Below are 18,029 nucleotides of genomic sequence, written 5' to 3'. Positions count from 1 at the left end.
TGTTACGGTCTTACCGGTTAGCACTCTCCGGGCTCCACTCAATCAGTCCCGGGATGAAAAAACAGGTTAGGTCCGCCCCGCGACTTCCCTTCTCCGTCCATAAGCATGTCCAGGGTCAGGGTGGCCAGATCATCGGCCATGGCCTCCATCTGACGGTCCTTTTCCAGATACAGGAGTTTCAGATAGCTGTTGCAGTTGTCGCAGCTCTCCGCCTTGACGGCACCGTTAGCGCCTTCCAGAATGTAGTGGTTGATCCCCCCGGTGGCTTCGCATGAGCAGCATTTGATCCGCACCATGTGCCACTGCGCGGCACATAGCGAACAGCAGAGGTAACGCAGCCCTTGCTCCGAAGCCGGACTGCCGACAATGCCGCTGCTTGGCAATGACCCGCATACCGGGCATGTCCCCCCATGTTCCGTCCTGCCGAACGCAGCTTCTCCAAGGGCTGTCGCCATCTGCAGCCAATAGACCTGCAACGCGGCGGCAACAAACGGCAATTCCCGCGGCGAGACCTTAGCCAGCTCTCCGCTCAGAATCAGGTCGGCAATCTGTTCCAGCTCTGCCTCGCTCTTCTCCTGCAGGCTGGAGATGGACTTGCGGGTTGCTCCCGGCAGAGCGTCGCTACTCACCTGTTGCAGGAGCAAAGCGAGTCCCTGCTGCCAGGCAGAGTGCCGCTGCCAGGAGTGTACGTTTAGCAGCGGAATGCCGTGGCTGTGGCAGCTTGCCGACCAGCGTGGATCGGGTTGGGGTACCTCTGGAATTTGGTCCAGGGCTTGTTGCTGGGCATCGGCAACAGCGGCGAGAAAGTCGAGATATTCTCCCAGCGGATGGCCGGGTGCAAGCTGGCGGAACCGTTCAGCGCGGCGGCTGAACAGGTCTCGCTCGGGAAGTATGAGATGCCGGATCTCTCCGGCGGGCTTGTCAATTTGCTCTGGCGCCACGTTTTGGAATTCGCTGCTCATTTGTCTCCTCCGGTCATCTCCCGATACCATGCGGGATGGTGCTGCTTTGCCCAGGCCCGCCTGACCCGGCCGTACAGCATGGCGCCGATACTCTCCCTGGTCCAGATGGCTATGTAGATATGACCCATGATCAGGGCGATCATCACCACTCCAGCTGCTGCGTGCAAGACGGCGGCAAAGCGGACCACGACAGCCGGGAACAGGAACGAGAAATAGGCGCGCCAGATAACAATGCCGGACAGAATGAGCAGCGCCATGCAGGTCACCAGCGACCAGAACATAAGCTTCTGGCCGCCGTTCAGCTTGCCTGCTTCCGGCAGGTTCCGTTCATCGCCGTTCGCTATCTCGCGAAGATGACGCAGCCATTCCTTGTCGGCCGCGGTCATCAGGCTCACTTTCCAGAAGCGAAAAAACATGCCGCCGAACAGGAAGATCATCGCCACCCCGAAGAACGGGTGGAGGATGCGTGCCCAAGTGCCGCCGCCGAACAGCTGGTTCAGGGGGTAGTACAAGGGTTGGAAAAATACCAGTCCAGACAGGGCCATCAGGAAGAATGTCAGGGCAACCAGCCAGTGATTGACCCGCTCGGGGACCGTAAAACGGAGCAGTTTTCCGGAGTCATTTTTCATCTTCGAACTCCTTTTCGATCTCATCCGAGACCTCGTTGGGGCCCTTGGTCACATAATGTACCAATGCGCCGACGCCGATCGCGGCCAGGGCCAGGGATGCCACCGGTTTGGCCGCCCCCTTCCAGAGTTGGACCAGCGGGCCGATCGACGGGTCCCTGGGGAGAGCTGAGTACAGCTCGGGCCGGTCGGCATGCTGCAGCACGTAGAGTACATGTGTGCCGCCGACACCTTGCGGGTCATAGATCCCGGCCTTGGCAAAGCCGCGGCTCTTCAGGTCTGCTACTCTTCCCTCAGCATGGCGGAGCATATCCTCCTTGGTGCCGAACACGATGGCGCCGGTGGGGCAGGTCTTGACGCAGGCCGGTTCCAGACCGACAGCAACCCGGTCGGAGCAGAGGGTGCACTTGTAGACCTTGCTGTCTTTCTGCGACAGTCTGGGGATGTTGAACGGGCATCCGGTTATGCAGTAACCGCAGCCGATGCAGTTTTCCTCATGGAAATCCACGATGCCGTTAGAGTACTGGACAACGGCCCCTGGGGCCGGACAGGCTTTGAGACAGCCCGGATCGGCGCAGTGCATGCAACCGTCTTTGCGAATCAGCCATTCAAGGCCCCGTTCGGTCTCGACCTCGGCGTAGCGCATCACGGTCCAGGAGTTTTCGGTCAGGTCAGTCGGATTGTCGTAAACGCCATGATTGGTGCCGATGTTGTCGCGAGTGTCGTTCCATTCCATGCACGCCACCTGGCAGGCCTTGCAGCCGATACATTTGGAGACATCGATCAGCTTGGCCACTTCCGGGGTGTGACACTGGCTCGGCGATGGGGTGGTAGTGGCTGAGCGGCGGGAAATGTCGAGTGTTTGCTGTGCCATGGTCCACCTCCTATGCTTTCTCGATGTTGACCAGAAACGACTTGAACTCTGGCGTCTGGGAGTTTGCGTCACCTACGAACGGGGTCAGAATGTTGGCAAGGTAACCGCTCTTGGCAACCCCCTTGAAGCCCCAGTGGAGCGGGATGCCCACGTGGTGGACCGTTTTGCCGTTTACCTGGAGCGGCCTGATCCGCTTGGTTACCACTGCCACCGCTTTGATAAAGCCGCGACTGGACCAGACCTTGACCTGGTCCCCTGCCTTGACCCCTTTTTCACTGGCGAGTTCCGGGCTTATCTCTACGAACTGTTCCGGCTGCATGATGGACGCCAGCCGGGTGTGCTTGGTCCAGAAGTGAAAGTGCTCAGTGAGACGGTAGGTAGTGGCAGCATAGGGGTATTGCTTGCTTTTGCCGAACATCTCCCAGTCGTCCTTGAACACCCGCGCCGCCGGGTTACTGATCACCTTCGGGTGTAGCGGGTTGGTGTCGATGGGAGTTTCAAACGGTTCGTAGTGCTCGGGAAAAGGACCCTCCGCCATCTTGTCCAGGGCGAACAGCCGCCCCACACCCTCGGGCTGCATAATAAAAGGGTTCATCCCTTCAGCGGGAGCGGAGTCGATTTTGAAGTCCGGAACGTCCACGCCGGTCCATTTGGCACCGTCCCACCAGATCACCCGGCGGTTAGGGTCCCAGGGAATGCCTTCCGGATTGCAGGAGGCGCGGTTATACATGATGCGCCGGTTGGCCGGCCAGGAGAACGCCCAGTTGAGTGTGTTGCCCAGTCCAGATGGGTCGGAGTTGTCCCGGCGCGCCATCATGTTCCCTTTCTCGGTGTAGGAGCCGGAGAACAGCCAGCAGCCGCAGGCTGTGGTGCCGTCGTCCTTGAGTTGGGCAAAACCGTCCAGCTGCTGGCCTTTCATCAGGATGACCTTGGTCGGGTCCTTGGGGTCGCTTAGATCTGCCAAAGCCTTGCCGTTATACTCCTTGGCCAGTTCTACCGGGGCAGGCGAGTGGGGCTGGCGGTAGCCCCAGCTAAGGTTCAGGATCGGATCGGGAAAGGCGCCTCCCTCCTTGCGGTACAGTTCCCGCAGTGTGAGGAAGATACCGGCCATTATCTCTGCGTCGGGCTTGGCATCCCCGGGCGGTTCGGCCCCTTTCCAATGCCATTGCAGCCAGCGGCCTGAGTTGGTAAGGGAGCCGTCCTCCTCGGCAAAGCAGGTGGAGGGGAGGCGGATGACTTCAGTTTGGATCTTCGAGGGGTCCACGTCGTTGTATTCGCCGTGGTTTTCCCAGAAGCAGGAGGTTTCCGTGGCCAACGGGTCGATCACCACCAGGTATTTCAGCTGGGACAGCCCTTTGATCAGTTTGGCCTTGTTGGGGATGGCGGCCAAGGGGTTGAATCCCTGGCAGAAATAGCCGTGCATCTTCCCCTGGCCCATCAGTTCGAACTGCCTCATGATGTCATATTCCACATCCAGCTTGGGGAGCCAGTCGAAGCACCAGTTGTTTTCCTTGGTGGCCATGTCGCCCCACCATGATTTCATCAGGCTGACATGGAACTTGGGATAGTTTGACCAGTAGTTGAACTGGTTGGGCCGCAGTGGCTTCAGGGTGCGCTTTGCCAGGTAGGCCTGATAATCGGTCTCTTTCTCGTTGGGTAGTGTCAGGTAGCCGGGCAGCAGGTTGGAGAGAAGGCCCAGGTCGGTGAGCCCTTGAATGTTGGAGTGGCCCCGCAGGGCATTGACCCCGCCTCCTGCCATGCCGATGTTGCCCAATAATAGCTGCACCAGAGCCGCGGCCCGTATTATCTGTGAACCCACCGAGTGCTGGGTCCAACCCAGGGCGTACAAGAAGGTGGTGGTGCGATTGGGCACAGAGGTGCCGGCAAGGATGTCACAGATCTTGAGGAACAGCTCCTTGGGGGTACCGCAGATATTGTGCACCATCTCAGGGGTGTAGCGGGAGTAGTGCTGCTTCATCAGGCTGAGCACGCAGCGGGGATGTTGCAGGGTTTCATCGACCAGGGCATAGCCGTCCGGCCCGAGTTCGTAAGACCAGCTGGACTTGTCGTAGGTGCGCCCTGCCTCGTCGTAGCCGGAGAAAAGGCCGTCCTCGAACTTGTATCCCTCGTTAACGATCAGGGTTGCGTTGGTGTAGGCCTTGACGTACTGGTGCTGGATCTTGCCGTGCGAGAGCAGGTAGTTGATCACTCCGCCCAGGAAGGTGATGTCCGTGCCGGTGCGGATCGGCGCATAGAGGTCGGCCACCGCAGCAGAACGGGTAAAACGGGGATCTATCACGATAAACTGCGCATGGTTGTGCGCCTTGGCTTCGGTTACCCATTTGAAGCCGCACGGATGGGCCTCGGCAGCGTTGCCGCCCATGACGACGATGACGTTGGCGTTCTTGATGTCAACCCAATGGTTGGTCATTGCGCCGCGACCGAATGTGGGGGCCAAACTGGCCACCGTGGGGCCGTGTCAGACCCGGGCCTGGTTGTCGAACCCCAGCATGCCGGTACTGCGAATGACCTTGTGGGTAATCCAGCCGGTTTCATTGCTGGAGGCGGAGGCGGCCAGGAAGCTGGTGGTAGTCCAGCGGTTGACCGTGGCTCCAGCCGCATTTTGGGCAATGAAATTCCGGTCCCGGTCCTCCTTCATCAGCCGGGCGACCCGGGTGAACGCCTCATCCCAGGAGATGCGTCGCCACTCTTTGCTGCCGGGGGCACGGTATTCCGGGTACTTTAGCCGGTCGGGACTATGGATGAAGTCCACCAGTCCCGCTCCCTTAGGGCAGAGGGTACCCCGGTTAACCGGATGGTCCGGGTCCCCTTCGATGTGGAAAATCGACGATTCGGCGTTTTTCGCCCTGTCCCCCAGGCTGTGCATGATCAGGCCGCAGCTCACTGAGCAGTAAGGGCAGGTGTTGCGGGTCTCGCTACTGCGGGCCAGCTTGAACGTGCGCACCTCTGCCAGGGCCTTGTCCGCAGGAAAACCGAGCATGGCAACCGTGGAACCGCTCAACCCCCCGGCGCAAACCTTTAAAAACGTCCTTCGCGTCACTTTCATTGCCACACCTCCCTGGTTCGGATGAATTGTTAAACTCTATTCCTACGGCAGTATCAGAAAAAATAGTAGGCGCACAGCCGGACGGTGTTGTCCACGCCGCTCGCCTTGGCGCCACTGACACCGTTGACGTTGCCGTACTTGGTCTCGATGTTCTGATATTCAGTGGCCAGCCGGATCGCTGCATTGAGATCATAGGTGATATTGGCGTAGATCTGCCGCGACTGTCGCTGATAATTGGTGATGTTGGCGTAGTCGCCGTTGTTGTAAGCATAGCGGCTGCCGAAGCCGGCGGTGAAACCCAGGTCCTGGATTGGGAAAAACTTGAGCTGGCCGATGAAAGCCCAGTTCCGGGCTGGTTTCTGGTTGCCTGAGGCATCGAATGTGTTGGAGGTGCTTCCCTGGGTGCCACCAGCCGGTGTTGTGCCGACCACCGAGATTGAGGTAGCCCCGCTGTAGGCAAGGTTGCCTGCCGTGTACGCCTGCCCTTCAAAGGCCAGGGTTCCAGCTCGGTTCACTCCATCCTTTGACTTGAGGAGTGGGGCGAACGTGTAGAGCCCGTACCCCCAGGATGAGAGGCTGTTATCGCCATTGCTGGGTGCCTTTTCAGTGCCGTACAGGCCGAAAGCTCCTATGGTGAAAGGGTTCATGGAAAGGCTCATATAGCCGGGAGCGACTCCGAGCCCTTTGTTGACATAGAAGATCTGGCCGGCATAGTTCACGCTCGGCCCGTACTGGCCTGTTACGCTGCTCTGGTTGTCGCCGGTCTGGTTTGGGTCCTGGACGGCAAAGACCAGTTTTAGCTGATGTTCGGGCGTGAAATCAAGCTTGTGGGTAAGCCTGAGCTGCGGAACGCGAGGACCGTATGGCGCCCCTTGGGGGGCGGCGGTCCGGAAGTCCTCGGTGGAGGCGATCATTGGGGCGAACATGTCCCAGTACTGGCCGAACAGTACCTGGGTCTGAGGCCAGTCGATCGTGCCGTAGGCGTGGCGCAACCGCGGCATCGGACTTTCTGCGGCTCCGGAATTGTCGCCATAGAAGTCAACCTCCAGGAAGCCGCCGGTCTTAGCCCCTGACAGGGAGGGGCCGTCGATCTTGAACCAGATGCGTGACTGCTTCATGGAGAAGACCGACTGGTCCTGGTTGGCAAATGTTGCCGAGTTGGCGCCGGTGCCATTGATCGACTTTGAGGGGATTGCCCCGGAAATGGGGGTTATGACGCCGTTACTCCCGAGGTTGGTGGAGTTGTAGGCATAGTCGAGTTTAAGGTAGCCGCCGATAGAGAGATTAAATTTGCTCGTGACAGGAGTGACCATTTTCCCATAAAAGCCAGGGGCTACCTCTGGTGAAGGCTGCGCATCCGTGTTGTATCCCTGGGAGGCGGCCAGGACAGGGGCAGCCATAAAAACTAATGCAATGATCAAACCTGGAGACCGATACTTATTCATGTGTTACCTCCATAGAATGGCACTAATGCCAGTTTGACAATGCCCTCTAGATCTTTCAGCCTGTGTCTGCTGGGGTGTTGATACGGAGCAACTCAGCTGGCGAGAGGGTTGGTGAACCTGTTTGCTGAGCAGCTGAGTTACAAGTTTAGGCATTTTTATAACAGCTACTAGATTATGGCACAAACTGGGCCAAGCATGATTAATTGTGATAATTCAACATGTTATTGGTCGAATTGTGAGTGTCAGGCAGATGTTTAATTGTCGGTTCTGCAATAATTGTTGCAGCTGTACCGGTTTTGCGAGCAGAGAAAGTTGTTTCGATGAGATGACAGAAATTGCATCCTGAAAATTTTGTTGCTGGTTTCTGTCATATTGGGGAATGGCAGCGCCGCATTTCCAGGGGAAATACGGCTGCTATTGACGTGAATTATGATGCCGCTCTACACAGGAGGGAAGCCTGAATGGTAATGCCGGCACCAGACTTCCAGTGCCGACATCATCATCTTGTTGCAATGCACAATCAGCTGAGGTTGTCGTAGTCTCCGCTCACATGGGGGAATCCTTCGTGGCGCACCTCGCGATTAATGTTGGCGATTTTGCCGCATGTAACGCAACTGTATTTTTCCCCGATGCTTTGGTAACTACTATGTTGACACTCTCCCGACCAGATCCTGATGTCGCAGCTTTCTTCAGTGGTTTCATTTATGACTGTATTTCCGGAATTTTTTTTCATGGTGACTACCTCCTCCCTTCCAACATTATACCACTGACCGCGCATCATCAGACAGCATCTCTGATTCACTTTGTAGGCTTGAGCTCCTTACTCTTTGTGGAATGCTCATCGTCGGTTTTTACTCGCTTCCAGCTTTTATCGGGATTATATACTTTCATCTTTTCTGCAGTACGCCTGGAATTTTTACCAAGATCCTTCTCGTAAATAATCCCATCCTGATTTACCAGAAAAGTCATGACCCCGGAATTACCGTACTCCGCCGGATAGGCAACCAGTGCGAACCCCAGAAGCATCTTATCTTTCACCATGTAGGAATAAGCACCACCTGTTGCCTGCTTCCCCTGGCCCTTGAGGATCTTGAAATAGTATCCGTGAAAGGGGGAGAGATTTTGCTCCTTTGCATACCCCTCTTTTTCAGCTTGTGCGACCAGAGGACCAAGGGGGCTCTGTTGGGCGCCATCTTGAGATTCCCAGTACAGGCCGTCCCGTTTTCCCGGGGAACTGAACAGTCTCTGGGCAAATTCCACCATGCCGTTGCCCCGGCAATCCTTGCCGGCGTATTCCTGCTGGGCATCCACGTAGGCGTCGAGCATTTCGATTACATGCAGTTCGTTTCTGCCGATCCGCAGTTTCAGGATTTCTTTCTTTGCTTTTCCGGTATCAAAGATCCAGTTGGCTCCTTTTTTTGCGATCGGGATGGGGAGCGCCCAACTGTCGTCACCAACATGCAGGATTTGGGTGCCGGCAGATTTCTGAACCAAAGTGTTTTTGGTGTCATAGGCCTTGAGAAATTTCTCGCGACCGTTCTTGTCTGCCACCTCATCACCCGAGGAGATCAAATCTTTACCCCCAGGCCCCAAAATGGCCAGCATTTTGTTGGTATCTTCAGACCGAATCGCGGCAACAAAAGAATGCACCGCATCCTCGGCCGACGCAAAACTCTGCTGATGTAGACTCGCTGCGCTGGCTTGCGATTCCATCCCGAGAAAGAAAATGACAGCGGCGCTTATGCCGAATATGAAGGCCAGCCAGTGCTTTTCACCCTTCATTTGTGATGCCGACATGTTCATTGCTCCTCCCTTGCGCATGGTGCATTCTTGTTTGAACACGAACGGTTTCAGCGTCGTTCCCTGCGTGACCCGTCACCTAGTCCACCTCTCGAAAAACCTCCACCAGGAGAGCGAACCTCCCCGCCCCTGAATCCCCCTCCCTGAGGCTGTCCTCCACTTGGTTGTCTTATTTCACTGTTTCGGATGCTATAACCACCCCTTTCCACAGCGCGCCGCTCAAAGTTTCCTTCACCCACACCCCGGAACGTGGTATCACGCGGTGCCGATCTGGGTGTTGTTTCAAGTGGCCGGCCAACATCTTCCCGGCGTCTGCCGGTGTCTGGTTGCGCTTGGCGTTTTAGCTCCGTTTGTGGGACATTGATGTTTCCCCGGCGCTCGATAGCAGGATTAGCCCTGCTTGACGGCCGTACCGGGAAGCCTCGCGTTTCAGGAGTGAGAGGCGACACCCGTGGCGGTCTCGCACCGAAGAGCTCACTGGTTCTCCGGTCGCGATAGGCGACGCCTCTTCGATGGTAAGGGTTGTGTCTCCAGAAACGATCATCGAAGTCGCGCCTGGTTTGCCGGTGGAACCGTCTTGTCCTGTCAAAGTCTATATCGATACGCCGGACTCGCCAGTCAAACCAGCACCATGAGAACAGGTCGAAGCCGAGATAGATTCCGGGGCCGAAACCGAAGTACGCCCCAGTGACAAAACCTGGCGGATAATACCAATAATAAGGTGGATAATCCGGGTACCACCATGGGCCATACACATACAACGGATCATAGACCGGCACATAAACGACTTCCTGATCGACCGGTTCAATCCGGATATCCTCATCTTCGACAACTACCTTTTGTTGTTTGGTCGACTTAAGGGTTCCTGCAGCCTCGGCTTTGTGGCGCAGCTCCTGAATCGTGGCCATTACTTCGTCCTGCTGACGGAGGAAGGCATCGCCAAGTTTTCTGGTCTGGTCGAGTTTAGTGCTCATAGAATTGAGAATATTCGGGAAATGACAGAGCGAGGCGACACTCGGATCCCAATTCATTTTCAGCAGAGCATTGTCAAGATCAGTCCCTTTAAGGCTGTTGTTTTGCTTCAGCCAGCGCTCAGCCTCGACGATCTCGAGCGGGTAGGTGGCGGCCATCAGGATCTGCGCTGTTAAGGAATCAGGGTACAAGGCAATGGGAGCAAGCATCTGCGTCAGTTCTTTCTTGCTGAACTTCATCGAATTATCCGCGTCCCCGGCGTCCTGTGCCGATACGCCGATCGGCATCACGAGCATGACCGCAATGATCCATGTCATTACCCGAATTGTTGTTGATCCCGTTCTCATAGCATCTCCTCTATAAGGTTGCTTGATTACAGTTTGAATAAAGCAACGAATATGCCACTAGCAGTAAGGGCAAAATGCCACGCTATTACAGATGGTTACTTTGATTTGTTGGGCCATTGTGGAAATGTATAGGTGAAATCTTTCTTGCTATACATTGGGACATCGAATTGTAAACACTCCTTATTTCAGAGGCCTACGCAGTTATTGCCCGGCTACTTAGAAGCAACTTTGATTGCTCCAGTCATGGATGCTGGTAATCCCATAGTGAAAAACGAAATTAGACGACTTTTGGTTAATTGTTCTCAGAAATCACACTTCAACTGCAAAGTATGATCGGCTTTACAGCCTTGAGGAGAGGAGGGTACTTGAGTATTTCAGGTTCTTAGATTAAGCTGTGTCTTCAGGGCCAAGTCAATGAGGTAGATGTCATTCTTGTTCTCACCTGTGAGGCAAAAACGGGTACAAGGGAGAAGCAAGAGGGCAATTGACTGAAATAACTAAGGGGGGTAAATCTGGCGGGCGGCATGGGATTCGAACCCACGACCCCAGGCTTCGGAGGCCTGTACTCTATCCATCTGAGCTAACCGCCCGCGACTTCATATCTACACCAAATTCTTGCTTAACTCAAGGGCTAATCTGACATTGCAACTGCCCATCAACATACAATCAACAAGACTGAACGTCTTTTTGGGGGATTAATGCCGGTTCGATCAATGATAATGCTCTGTCTAGTGTGGATCTTTCTGTTTTGGGGTGCGGAATCGGCTTTTGCCGGCAAACACTATGAAATACAGAAGGTTTCCGATTCTGTGTACGCTGCTGTTGCCTTACCTGATGGAAAAGCCGCCAGCAACGCGATGTTTATCGTTACCGGGAGTCATGTTATTCTGGCTGGTTCTCATTTTGTGCTGGACGCTGTCAGAGAACTGGTGGCTGAGATCGCGAAAATCACTCCAAATCCGGTACGTGAGATAATCCTGACTCATCACCACAGCGGTTATAACTATATTGACGTAGATCTGCCGGCAAACGCCGAGATAATAACTTCGTGGCAAACCTGGTTGGCTTTGAAAAGCGAGTATCGTCAGGTTAAGAATCCTGTGACCTATTTTGAAAAAGGACTTACCCTGCAGAGAGAGAATCTGTCTATTGTCCTCAGCAACACTGATTTCGGCCACAGCAAAGGTGATCTGGTTGTTTATGTCCCTTCGGAAGGTGTGCTGTTTACCTCAGATTTGGTGTTCAATAAAGCCATTGGCTATATGGGCACTGGCTACATGCGTGATTGGGTGATTTGTTTGGAATTTCTCGAATCTCTTTCTGCCAGTATTGTCATCCCTGGCGTTGGAAAAGTAACCGATTCAGAGGGAATAACTCAGTTCCGAATGTTTATGAAGGATTTTCTGACAGAGGTCTTACGACACATTGAAAAGGGCGATTCCTTGGCTATTACCAAAAAGGATTTCAGGATACCGCAGTATAGCAACTTGCCGGGATATAAGACTTTCTTTGAAGTCAATATAGAGCGGGCATACGGAGAGTTGAAAGAAAAATGAAGTGATTACTTCAATAGCGATCCATAAACCGGAACCATTATTTCCTGCTTTTCAGGATTGTCAGTCGCTATAGTTATATAACCACTTAACATCCGGTCATCTTGTCGCGGGGTTATGGTCACTGAAATCCTGGCACTTTCACCGGGTTTGAGCATGGTTTTGTCTGTTTTTATAGATAATTGCGGCATTGGGGTTTTTACCGCTGTTAGCTTAACTGTTTTACTGCCGCGGTTCTCAACTGTGACGTAATTTGTGACTGCTACGTCTGGTTTTACCTGCCCCAAATTCAATTGCTTAGGTTTGACAGCAAGTTCTTCGATAATGTTTCCAGCCAATGTCAAAGTAATAACAGGTGTTGTCGGGTCATTACTTTCGACAGCAATGGTCTTGCTTACATTGCCAAAGAAATTTGCGGAATTGAATGTTACCTTGATCTCAGAGGTTTTTCCTGGGTTAACAACTGGGGAAGATGCATTTGCCGCGGTGCAGCCGCATGCCGGACGAATATGTAATATTTTGAGAGGGGAATCGCCCGTGTTTTTGATAAGAAACGTGTAATCCAGCTTTTTACCCTGAATAAGAGTGCCAAAGTTATGAGATGGACGTTGGACTTGGATCTGTGGGGCCGCTGAAGCTGTTGCCGCGGAGAGTGCCAGCAGTATGAAGCAAATGTATAGAGTGGCTTTCATCTAATTGCTCCGAACGTTGTGTTAAAAACCTCCATTACCATACCATAGTGATTCTGCAAAGGCCATAATGATTTGACACTCTTATGCCTTTCTGCTATAGAATTTCAGGCCCTTTCTAGGGTTTTTACCTAATAAAATGACTTGGTTTCAGCAATAGATATTAGGTCGGTAGAGGATCTTATGATTATACAGTGCGAACTTTGCTCTACTCGCTTCAAGCTTGACGATACAAAAGTGAAGGACGAAGGGGTACGGGTCCGCTGTTCCAAATGTCGGCATATTTTTGTTGTAAGAAAAGAAAAAGCAGATTCTGCCGATGATTCTGATTTTGATACACTGCTGAATGGCTTGGTGTCAGCTTCTCCCCAGGAGTCTGACCTTTTATCAGGGGAATCTCCTTCTCAAATAGATAACCAGTCAGTTTCCGATACGCTGGAAACTACTGCGTTTGCTGCGGGATTTGATTCTGATTCAAACCAAGGCAGCATAACGTTATCTGATGGGAAAAGCATTCAAAATGATTGCGAATCGACTGATTGCAATAGTGAGATGCAACCGTATTATGGAGAGAAGGCGGATTTCAGTTTTGATTTCTCTGGGGACACTTTTGAAGAAAACGGGCTTGGTGCTAGCGAAGATACTGAATCTGATTTAACTGCTGTCCCTGAGAAAAAAGAAGTCGATTTCAGTTCTGGCCTCACTGCAGAGGCAGCAGTGCCGTTTAATGTTGATGAACAGCCCAAAGAGGCTATCGTTGCTAACGATAAGGAAGAGCCTGTCTCCGGCGGTTTGCTGAAAGAGAGTGATCAGGCTTTTACCTCTGGAATCTCGTGGGACTCTCCTTTTACTGAAGTTTCTGAAGGGAATGAAACACTGTCTCCTATCCAGTCCGAGGGGCAGGAGGCTGAATCATTTAATAGTAATAATATGGTAGGGCAACCATCAGTTCATCTGACGACTGTTCCTGAAATTTCTGCTGATGAAATGCCTCCTGCTGCTATTGCCACTAGACGGTTGGGCAGGTCAAGGTTTCCATTGGTTGTGGTTTCGGTTTCGATTTTAATTGTTATTGTCCTAACAATTTCAGGCCTTTATTTATTAAATAAAGGGCCAGGTTTTATTGATAAATCAGGGCTGGCATCGCTGGTTAAGTGGGCGGGTATTGAGAATGTCGATGACGGGGGTATCTCAATCAGGAATACTTCCAGTGAGTTCATAGATAACAAGGAGACGGGGGAGCTTTTTGTCATAAAAGGTGAAACCGTGAATTTATTTAATAAGCCGAGGGCATCCATACAGCTGAAAGCGACAATCTATGATGCCAAGGGTGTTGCTCTCGCCAGTAAGAGTATTTATTGTGGGAATGTTCTGCAAAAAGACCAGTTAGCTACGCTATCGATGCCCAAGATTGAAGCAACCATGGGAAATCAGTTTGGTGATTCCTTGTCAAATCTTGGTGTCCCGCCTGGGAAAGCGATACCGTTTCTCGTTGTTTTTTCAAAGGTTCCGAAAGCTGCCAGCGAGTTTGGCCTCGAAATTGTTGGGTCAACAGTAGCTGACCGTTGAGAAAATAAAAAAGGCCGACAGAGATGTCGGCCTTTTTTATTTCTTTTAGTGCTTTTTCAATTAAGCGGCGGAAATTGCACTTACCGGACAGGTATCAACACAGGCACCGCAATCGATGCAAGTATCGGCGTCGATATTGTGCTTGCTGTCGCCAGCATTGATAGCATTAACCGGGCATGAGTCAACGCAAGCACCGCAGTTTGTGCAGTCATTGGAAATTTGATGAGCCAAAGTATTCACCTCCTTTGTTGAGAATTGATTATTCAAAATCGATGGTAAAGCTAGCATACGCTTTTTCAAAAGTCCAGTGGAAAGGTTGGAGATTTACCTGCGATGCTGCCAGAAATTATCTTGAATTGCTTACCTTCCTAAGGTATTATAAAAAACAGTTTTATTTATTCTAAATTATTTGGGTGAATTATTTAACATGACGGAAAATTCTCAGGTTTTCCGTTCAATTGTTTTAGATTATTAATTCAGGAGGAGCGAATGGATATTCTGGCCCTTAACTGCGGGAGCTCATCGGTTAAATACCAGTTGTTTGACTGGGACCGTAAAGAAGTCGTTGCAAAAGGCATGGTTGAGCGAGTTATCATCGGTGACTCATTCATTATGCATGAAGTCCCAGGCAAGGAGACTTATCGAGAGAATTCAGAGTGTTCCGATCATCAAGTGGCGATAGACTTGATTATCAAAACTCTACTTGATCCCGTGCACGGTGTGCTTAAGGATATCAATCAAATTTCTGCTGTTGGTCACCGCGTGGTTCATGGTGGTGAAAAATTTATACGATCTGTTATGATCGATGAAAATGTGCTTGATGCGGTTAAAGAAGTACAGCACCTTGCCCCTCTACATAACCCGCCCAATATAGCTGGTATTGAAGCTGCTCAGGCGCTCCTGCCGAATGTGCCGCATGTTGCCATATTCGATACTGCTTTTCACCAGACCATGCCGGAACATGCTTACCTATATCCTTTACCTTATGACTGGTATGAAAAATACGGTGTTCGCCGTTATGGGTTTCACGGGACTTCGCACCTGTATGTCTCCAAGCGTGCAGCTGTTCTTCTTGGAAAGCCGGCAAAAGATTGCAATATAATCACCATGCATATTGGTAATGGTGTTTCACATTGTGCCATACAAAATGGCATCTCAGTTGACACAAGCATGGGGCTCACTCCTTTGGAGGGTGCTGTTATGGGTACCCGTTGTGGTGATATCGATCCGGCCATCCCTGCATTCATGATGCAGAAGGAGAACCTTTCTGCCAAGGAAATCGACAGCATCCTCAATAAGAAAAGTGGGGTGTTAGGGATCACTGGTCGTTTTACTGACCGTCGTGATGTAATAGAAAATGCTGCTAATGGCGATCGTCTCTGCAAGATATCTTTGGATATAGAGGCATATCGTCTTAGAAAATACATCGGCTCTTACATGGCGGCCTTAGGCAAGCTTGACGCAATTGTTTTTACTGCCGGTGTCGGCGAAATGGGTGCCCCAATTCGTGAGCGAGCTGTTGAGGGGCTGGAACATCTCGGCATTTATCTGGATAAGGAGAGAAACAAGTCGGCAATGACCCGTAAACGCGAGACGCTGATTACCTCTGATGATTCTCCGGTTAAGGTTTATGTGATACCTACTGATGAGGAATTGGTTTTCACAGAGGATGTTGCGGCAATTCTTGCCGGCACCTATACTGATCACATGCAGTTTGAATATTCGTTTTCACGAAACGATTTTGTTCGCAACTAGCTAGTTGCTTATACTGCAGTAAATTTTATTACTATAAAAACAGTAACAAAAAAGCCGCTGGGTAGATTCCCGGCGGCTTTTTTGTGGAGTAAACCTAGCCGATACTCAACAATTGTGATTATCCTTGAGCCTGCACTGCCGTGATTGCAACAACATTAACGATATCTTCGACTGAGCAGCCGCGCGAGAGATCATTCACAGGTTTTGCCAGTCCTTGGATGATCGGGCCAACAGCTTCAGCTCCAGCAACCCTTTCCACGAGTTTATAGGCGATGTTTCCTGCATCCAGGTCAGGGAAGATCAGTACATTTGCTTTACCTGCAACAGTACTCCCAGGAGCCTTCTTCTCTCCTACTTTAGGTAGTAGAGCCGCATCAGCCTGTAATTCACCATCAATCTGCATCATAGGATCAATGCCTTTGGCGATCTCAAGGGCCTTCAAGACCTTGTCGGCATCAGGATGGCTTGCGCTACCTTTTGTGGAGAAGGACAACATGGCAACCCTTGCCGGCACATCAAGAAAAGACTTGCAGTTACGAGCTGTGGCAACGGCAATTTCTGCTAGTGCCTGAGCATCCGGATTTGGGTTAACAGCACAGTCGGCAAAAAGCAAGATCCCGTTTTCGCCAAAAGAGGGTGTCTTGGTTATCATGAGGAAAAATGATGATACTGTCTTAATGCCGGGTGCTGTGCCGACGGTCTGAAATGCTGCCCTAAGGACATCGCCAGTCGTGCCGGTTGCTCCGGCAACTTCTCCATCAGCGTCTCCTTCGCGAACCATCATTCCGGCAAAGTACAGATTGTCTTTTGCTGTCAAGAGTTTTTCGGCTTCTTCGCGAGTGAGTCCTTTGCTCTTGCGTAATTCAACAAGCGAATCAACATATGCCGCAAGTTTTGGCGCGGTTGCCGGTTCCAGAATTTCGACTCCTGACAGGTTTATTCCTTTTGCCGTAGCAATGTTTTGTACTTCGGTCTTGTTGCCCAGGATTACAATCTTCGCCAAACCTTGTTCCATTACCTGTTGAGCCGCAAAAAGCATGCGTTCGTCATAGCTTTCGGGCAATACAACGGTTTTTGGGTTCATTTTTGCTTTCGCTCTGATCTGATCTACTAGAGACATGAATTGATTACCTCCGTGCGATTTAAAACGAAATTTTATGCGTTATAGCGCAATTCTCGTTTAGTGGTCAACTGAAATCCGGGCTGCCTGGGAATGATATGTCAAGAGTGCCGGATGAAGGCTACATATGAACTGTTAGCTTTATTATGCTGGTTGAAAATTAACAGCAATACTGTATAGTACCGACAAGTTTTTATCAGGAGGTTGTATTGATGGGCGTGTCGGAGATTAAGTCTCAAAAGGTTCTTGTTACAGGTGCTGCAGGATTTATCGGGTTTCATTTGACCCGAAAACTTCTTGCATCAGGTCATGAAGTCATTGGCTTTGACAATCTTAATGATTATTACGATGTTAACTTGAAACTTGATAGATTGAAGCTCATTGAAGCAATTCCAGGATTTCGCTTTATCAAAGGTGATCTTGCCGACAGAGAGGCTCTTTTCACACTTTTCAAAGATGAACGCTTCGATATCGTGGTTAATCTCGCAGCACAGGCCGGTGTACGTTATTCACTGACTAATCCCCATGCCTACATAGACAGCAACATTCAAGGGTTCATGAACATCCTCGAAGGATGTCGTCACCATGGGATAAAACACCTTGTTTATGCTTCCTCAAGCTCGGTTTATGGCGGCAATACCCTGATGCCGTTTTCTGTGCATCATAACGTAGACCATCCTGTTTCTCTTTACGCAGCGACCAAAAAAGCCAACGAGTTGATGGCGCATACCTATTCCTCTCTTTATGGCCTTCCGACCACCGGGCTCAGGTTTTTCACTGTTTATGGACCGTGGGGGAGACCTGATATGGCTCTCTTTCTGTTCACCCGAGCTATCTTGGAAGGTAAACCGATAGATGTCTTTAATGATGGGAAAATGCAGCGGGATTTTACCTATGTGGATGATATTGTAGAAGGTGTTTTCAGGGTAATATTTCATACTCCTGAGCCTAACTCCGCTTGGAATGGCAAGAGCCCTGATCCGGGGACAAGTTTTGCCCCTTACCGGATATACAACATCGGCAACAACAGCCCAGTGGAATTGTTAAAATTCATCGAAGTGCTGGAAGACTGCCTGGGGATGACAGCCAATAAGATCTTGTTGCCGCTCCAGCCTGGCGACGTTCCGGCAACTTGCGCCGATGTGGATGACCTGGTAAGAGACGTAGGTTTTAAGCCATCCACTTCTATAGAGACCGGAATCGGCCGATTTGTAGAGTGGTATAAGAGCTATTTTCGCTGCTAGATCTCA

At 51.4% G+C, this 18,029-nt stretch carries 15 protein-coding genes and 1 tRNA gene; 4 read left to right on the top strand and 12 right to left on the bottom strand.

What is annotated here, in order from left to right:
* Window positions 1–38: 38 nt before the first annotated feature.
* The 9 genes from fdhE to KI809_RS00740 all read right to left on the bottom strand — a co-directional run bounded on the left by fdhE (window position 39) and on the right by KI809_RS00740 (window position 10,683).
* The gene (gene fdhE / locus KI809_RS00785) at window positions 39–962 is read right to left on the bottom strand and encodes a formate dehydrogenase accessory protein FdhE (protein WP_214169617.1); all 924 of its coding nucleotides are present in this window, start codon (window positions 960–962) and stop codon (window positions 39–41) included.
* The gene (locus tag KI809_RS00780) at window positions 959–1,591 is read right to left on the bottom strand and encodes a formate dehydrogenase subunit gamma (RefSeq protein ID WP_214169616.1); all 633 of its coding nucleotides are present in this window, start codon (window positions 1,589–1,591) and stop codon (window positions 959–961) included. Before KI809_RS00780 ends, fdhE begins: the two co-directional genes overlap by 4 nt.
* On the bottom strand, window positions 1,581–2,462 hold the full coding sequence (gene fdxH, locus KI809_RS00775) for a formate dehydrogenase subunit beta (protein ID WP_214169615.1): 882 nt from the start codon (window positions 2,460–2,462) through the stop codon (window positions 1,581–1,583). Before fdxH ends, KI809_RS00780 begins: the two co-directional genes overlap by 11 nt.
* A gap of 10 nt (window positions 2,463–2,472) precedes the next feature.
* Window positions 2,473–5,463: a formate dehydrogenase-N subunit alpha gene (gene fdnG / locus KI809_RS00770; RefSeq protein ID WP_492207404.1), complete on the bottom strand. Its 2,991-nt coding sequence runs from the start codon at window positions 5,461–5,463 to the stop codon at window positions 2,473–2,475.
* Window positions 5,464–5,582: 119 nt separating this feature from the next.
* Window positions 5,583–6,974, bottom strand: coding sequence for a hypothetical protein (locus KI809_RS00760; protein WP_214169612.1), 1,392 nt, complete (start codon window positions 6,972–6,974; stop codon window positions 5,583–5,585).
* Between the two features lie 520 nt (window positions 6,975–7,494).
* Window positions 7,495–7,707, bottom strand: coding sequence for a hypothetical protein (locus KI809_RS00755; protein WP_214169611.1), 213 nt, complete (start codon window positions 7,705–7,707; stop codon window positions 7,495–7,497).
* Window positions 7,708–7,772: 65 nt separating this feature from the next.
* On the bottom strand, window positions 7,773–8,771 hold the full coding sequence (locus tag KI809_RS00750) for a DUF2950 domain-containing protein (RefSeq protein WP_246559096.1): 999 nt from the start codon (window positions 8,769–8,771) through the stop codon (window positions 7,773–7,775).
* A gap of 53 nt (window positions 8,772–8,824) precedes the next feature.
* Window positions 8,825–10,093, bottom strand: coding sequence for a DUF3300 domain-containing protein (locus tag KI809_RS00745; RefSeq protein WP_214169609.1), 1,269 nt, complete (start codon window positions 10,091–10,093; stop codon window positions 8,825–8,827).
* 513 nt (window positions 10,094–10,606) lie between these two features.
* Window positions 10,607–10,683, bottom strand: a tRNA-Arg gene (locus tag KI809_RS00740).
* 108 nt (window positions 10,684–10,791) lie between these two features.
* Here KI809_RS00740 and KI809_RS00735 point away from each other — a divergent pair.
* Window positions 10,792–11,649 carry an MBL fold metallo-hydrolase gene (locus KI809_RS00735; RefSeq protein WP_214169608.1) on the top strand — a complete coding sequence of 286 codons (858 nt, stop codon included), beginning with the start codon at window positions 10,792–10,794 and terminating at the stop codon, window positions 11,647–11,649.
* A 5-nt stretch (window positions 11,650–11,654) separates the two neighbouring features.
* Here KI809_RS00735 and KI809_RS00730 read toward each other — a convergent pair whose 3' ends face one another.
* On the bottom strand, window positions 11,655–12,338 hold the full coding sequence (locus KI809_RS00730) for a DUF1573 domain-containing protein (RefSeq protein WP_214169607.1): 684 nt from the start codon (window positions 12,336–12,338) through the stop codon (window positions 11,655–11,657).
* A 180-nt stretch (window positions 12,339–12,518) separates the two neighbouring features.
* Between KI809_RS00730 and KI809_RS00725 the strand changes: the two genes are divergently transcribed.
* Window positions 12,519–13,904 carry a DUF3426 domain-containing protein gene (locus KI809_RS00725; RefSeq protein WP_214170460.1) on the top strand — a complete coding sequence of 462 codons (1,386 nt, stop codon included), beginning with the start codon at window positions 12,519–12,521 and terminating at the stop codon, window positions 13,902–13,904.
* 60 nt (window positions 13,905–13,964) lie between these two features.
* On the opposite strand, the gene fdxA is transcribed toward KI809_RS00725, so the two are convergent.
* Window positions 13,965–14,192: a 4Fe-4S ferredoxin gene (gene fdxA, locus KI809_RS00720; protein ID WP_435052237.1), complete on the bottom strand. Its 228-nt coding sequence runs from the start codon at window positions 14,190–14,192 to the stop codon at window positions 13,965–13,967.
* Between the two features lie 201 nt (window positions 14,193–14,393).
* Here fdxA and KI809_RS00715 point away from each other — a divergent pair, with 201 nt between their 5' ends.
* Complete coding sequence (locus tag KI809_RS00715; RefSeq protein ID WP_214169605.1) at window positions 14,394–15,659, top strand: acetate kinase; 1,266 nt, start codon at window positions 14,394–14,396, stop codon at window positions 15,657–15,659.
* A 118-nt stretch (window positions 15,660–15,777) separates the two neighbouring features.
* On the opposite strand, the gene pta is transcribed toward KI809_RS00715, so the two are convergent.
* Window positions 15,778–16,779 carry a phosphate acetyltransferase gene (gene pta, locus KI809_RS00710; protein WP_214169604.1) on the bottom strand — a complete coding sequence of 334 codons (1,002 nt, stop codon included), beginning with the start codon at window positions 16,777–16,779 and terminating at the stop codon, window positions 15,778–15,780.
* Between the two features lie 212 nt (window positions 16,780–16,991).
* On the opposite strand from pta, the gene KI809_RS00705 reads away from it, so the two are divergent.
* Window positions 16,992–18,023, top strand: coding sequence for an NAD-dependent epimerase (locus KI809_RS00705; RefSeq protein ID WP_246559095.1), 1,032 nt, complete (start codon window positions 16,992–16,994; stop codon window positions 18,021–18,023).
* Window positions 18,024–18,029: the final 6 nt, after the last annotated feature.

Origin of the sequence: Geoanaerobacter pelophilus (assembly GCF_018476885.1) — a bacterium.
In the GTDB taxonomy this organism is placed as follows: Bacteria; Desulfobacterota; Desulfuromonadia; order Geobacterales; family DSM-12255; genus Geoanaerobacter; species Geoanaerobacter pelophilus.
The sequence above is the reverse complement of the archived record's forward strand: the minus strand, read 5'-3'. Positions and strand labels throughout refer to the sequence as shown.

What these genes read in the sequence shown, in the direction of transcription:
- KI809_RS00755 (WP_214169611.1), bottom strand. Translation starts at nt 7,707, where the DNA reads ATGAAAAAAAATTCCGGAAATACAGTCATAAATGAAACCACTGAAGAA.
- fdhE (WP_214169617.1), bottom strand. Translation starts at nt 962, where the DNA reads ATGAGCAGCGAATTCCAAAACGTGGCGCCAGAGCAAATTGACAAGCCC.
- pta (WP_214169604.1), bottom strand. Translation starts at nt 16,779, where the DNA reads ATGTCTCTAGTAGATCAGATCAGAGCGAAAGCAAAAATGAACCCAAAA.
- fdxH (WP_214169615.1), bottom strand. Translation starts at nt 2,462, where the DNA reads ATGGCACAGCAAACACTCGACATTTCCCGCCGCTCAGCCACTACCACC.
- KI809_RS00715 (WP_214169605.1), top strand. Translation starts at nt 14,394, where the DNA reads ATGGATATTCTGGCCCTTAACTGCGGGAGCTCATCGGTTAAATACCAG.
- KI809_RS00750 (WP_246559096.1), bottom strand. Translation starts at nt 8,771, where the DNA reads ATGTCGGCATCACAAATGAAGGGTGAAAAGCACTGGCTGGCCTTCATA.
- KI809_RS00760 (WP_214169612.1), bottom strand. Translation starts at nt 6,974, where the DNA reads ATGAATAAGTATCGGTCTCCAGGTTTGATCATTGCATTAGTTTTTATG.
- KI809_RS00730 (WP_214169607.1), bottom strand. Translation starts at nt 12,338, where the DNA reads ATGAAAGCCACTCTATACATTTGCTTCATACTGCTGGCACTCTCCGCG.
- fdxA (WP_435052237.1), bottom strand. Translation starts at nt 14,192, where the DNA reads ATGCTAGCTTTACCATCGATTTTGAATAATCAATTCTCAACAAAGGAG.
- KI809_RS00745 (WP_214169609.1), bottom strand. Translation starts at nt 10,093, where the DNA reads ATGAGAACGGGATCAACAACAATTCGGGTAATGACATGGATCATTGCG.
- KI809_RS00780 (WP_214169616.1), bottom strand. Translation starts at nt 1,591, where the DNA reads ATGAAAAATGACTCCGGAAAACTGCTCCGTTTTACGGTCCCCGAGCGG.
- KI809_RS00705 (WP_246559095.1), top strand. Translation starts at nt 16,992, where the DNA reads ATGGGCGTGTCGGAGATTAAGTCTCAAAAGGTTCTTGTTACAGGTGCT.
- KI809_RS00735 (WP_214169608.1), top strand. Translation starts at nt 10,792, where the DNA reads ATGCCGGTTCGATCAATGATAATGCTCTGTCTAGTGTGGATCTTTCTG.
- KI809_RS00725 (WP_214170460.1), top strand. Translation starts at nt 12,519, where the DNA reads ATGATTATACAGTGCGAACTTTGCTCTACTCGCTTCAAGCTTGACGAT.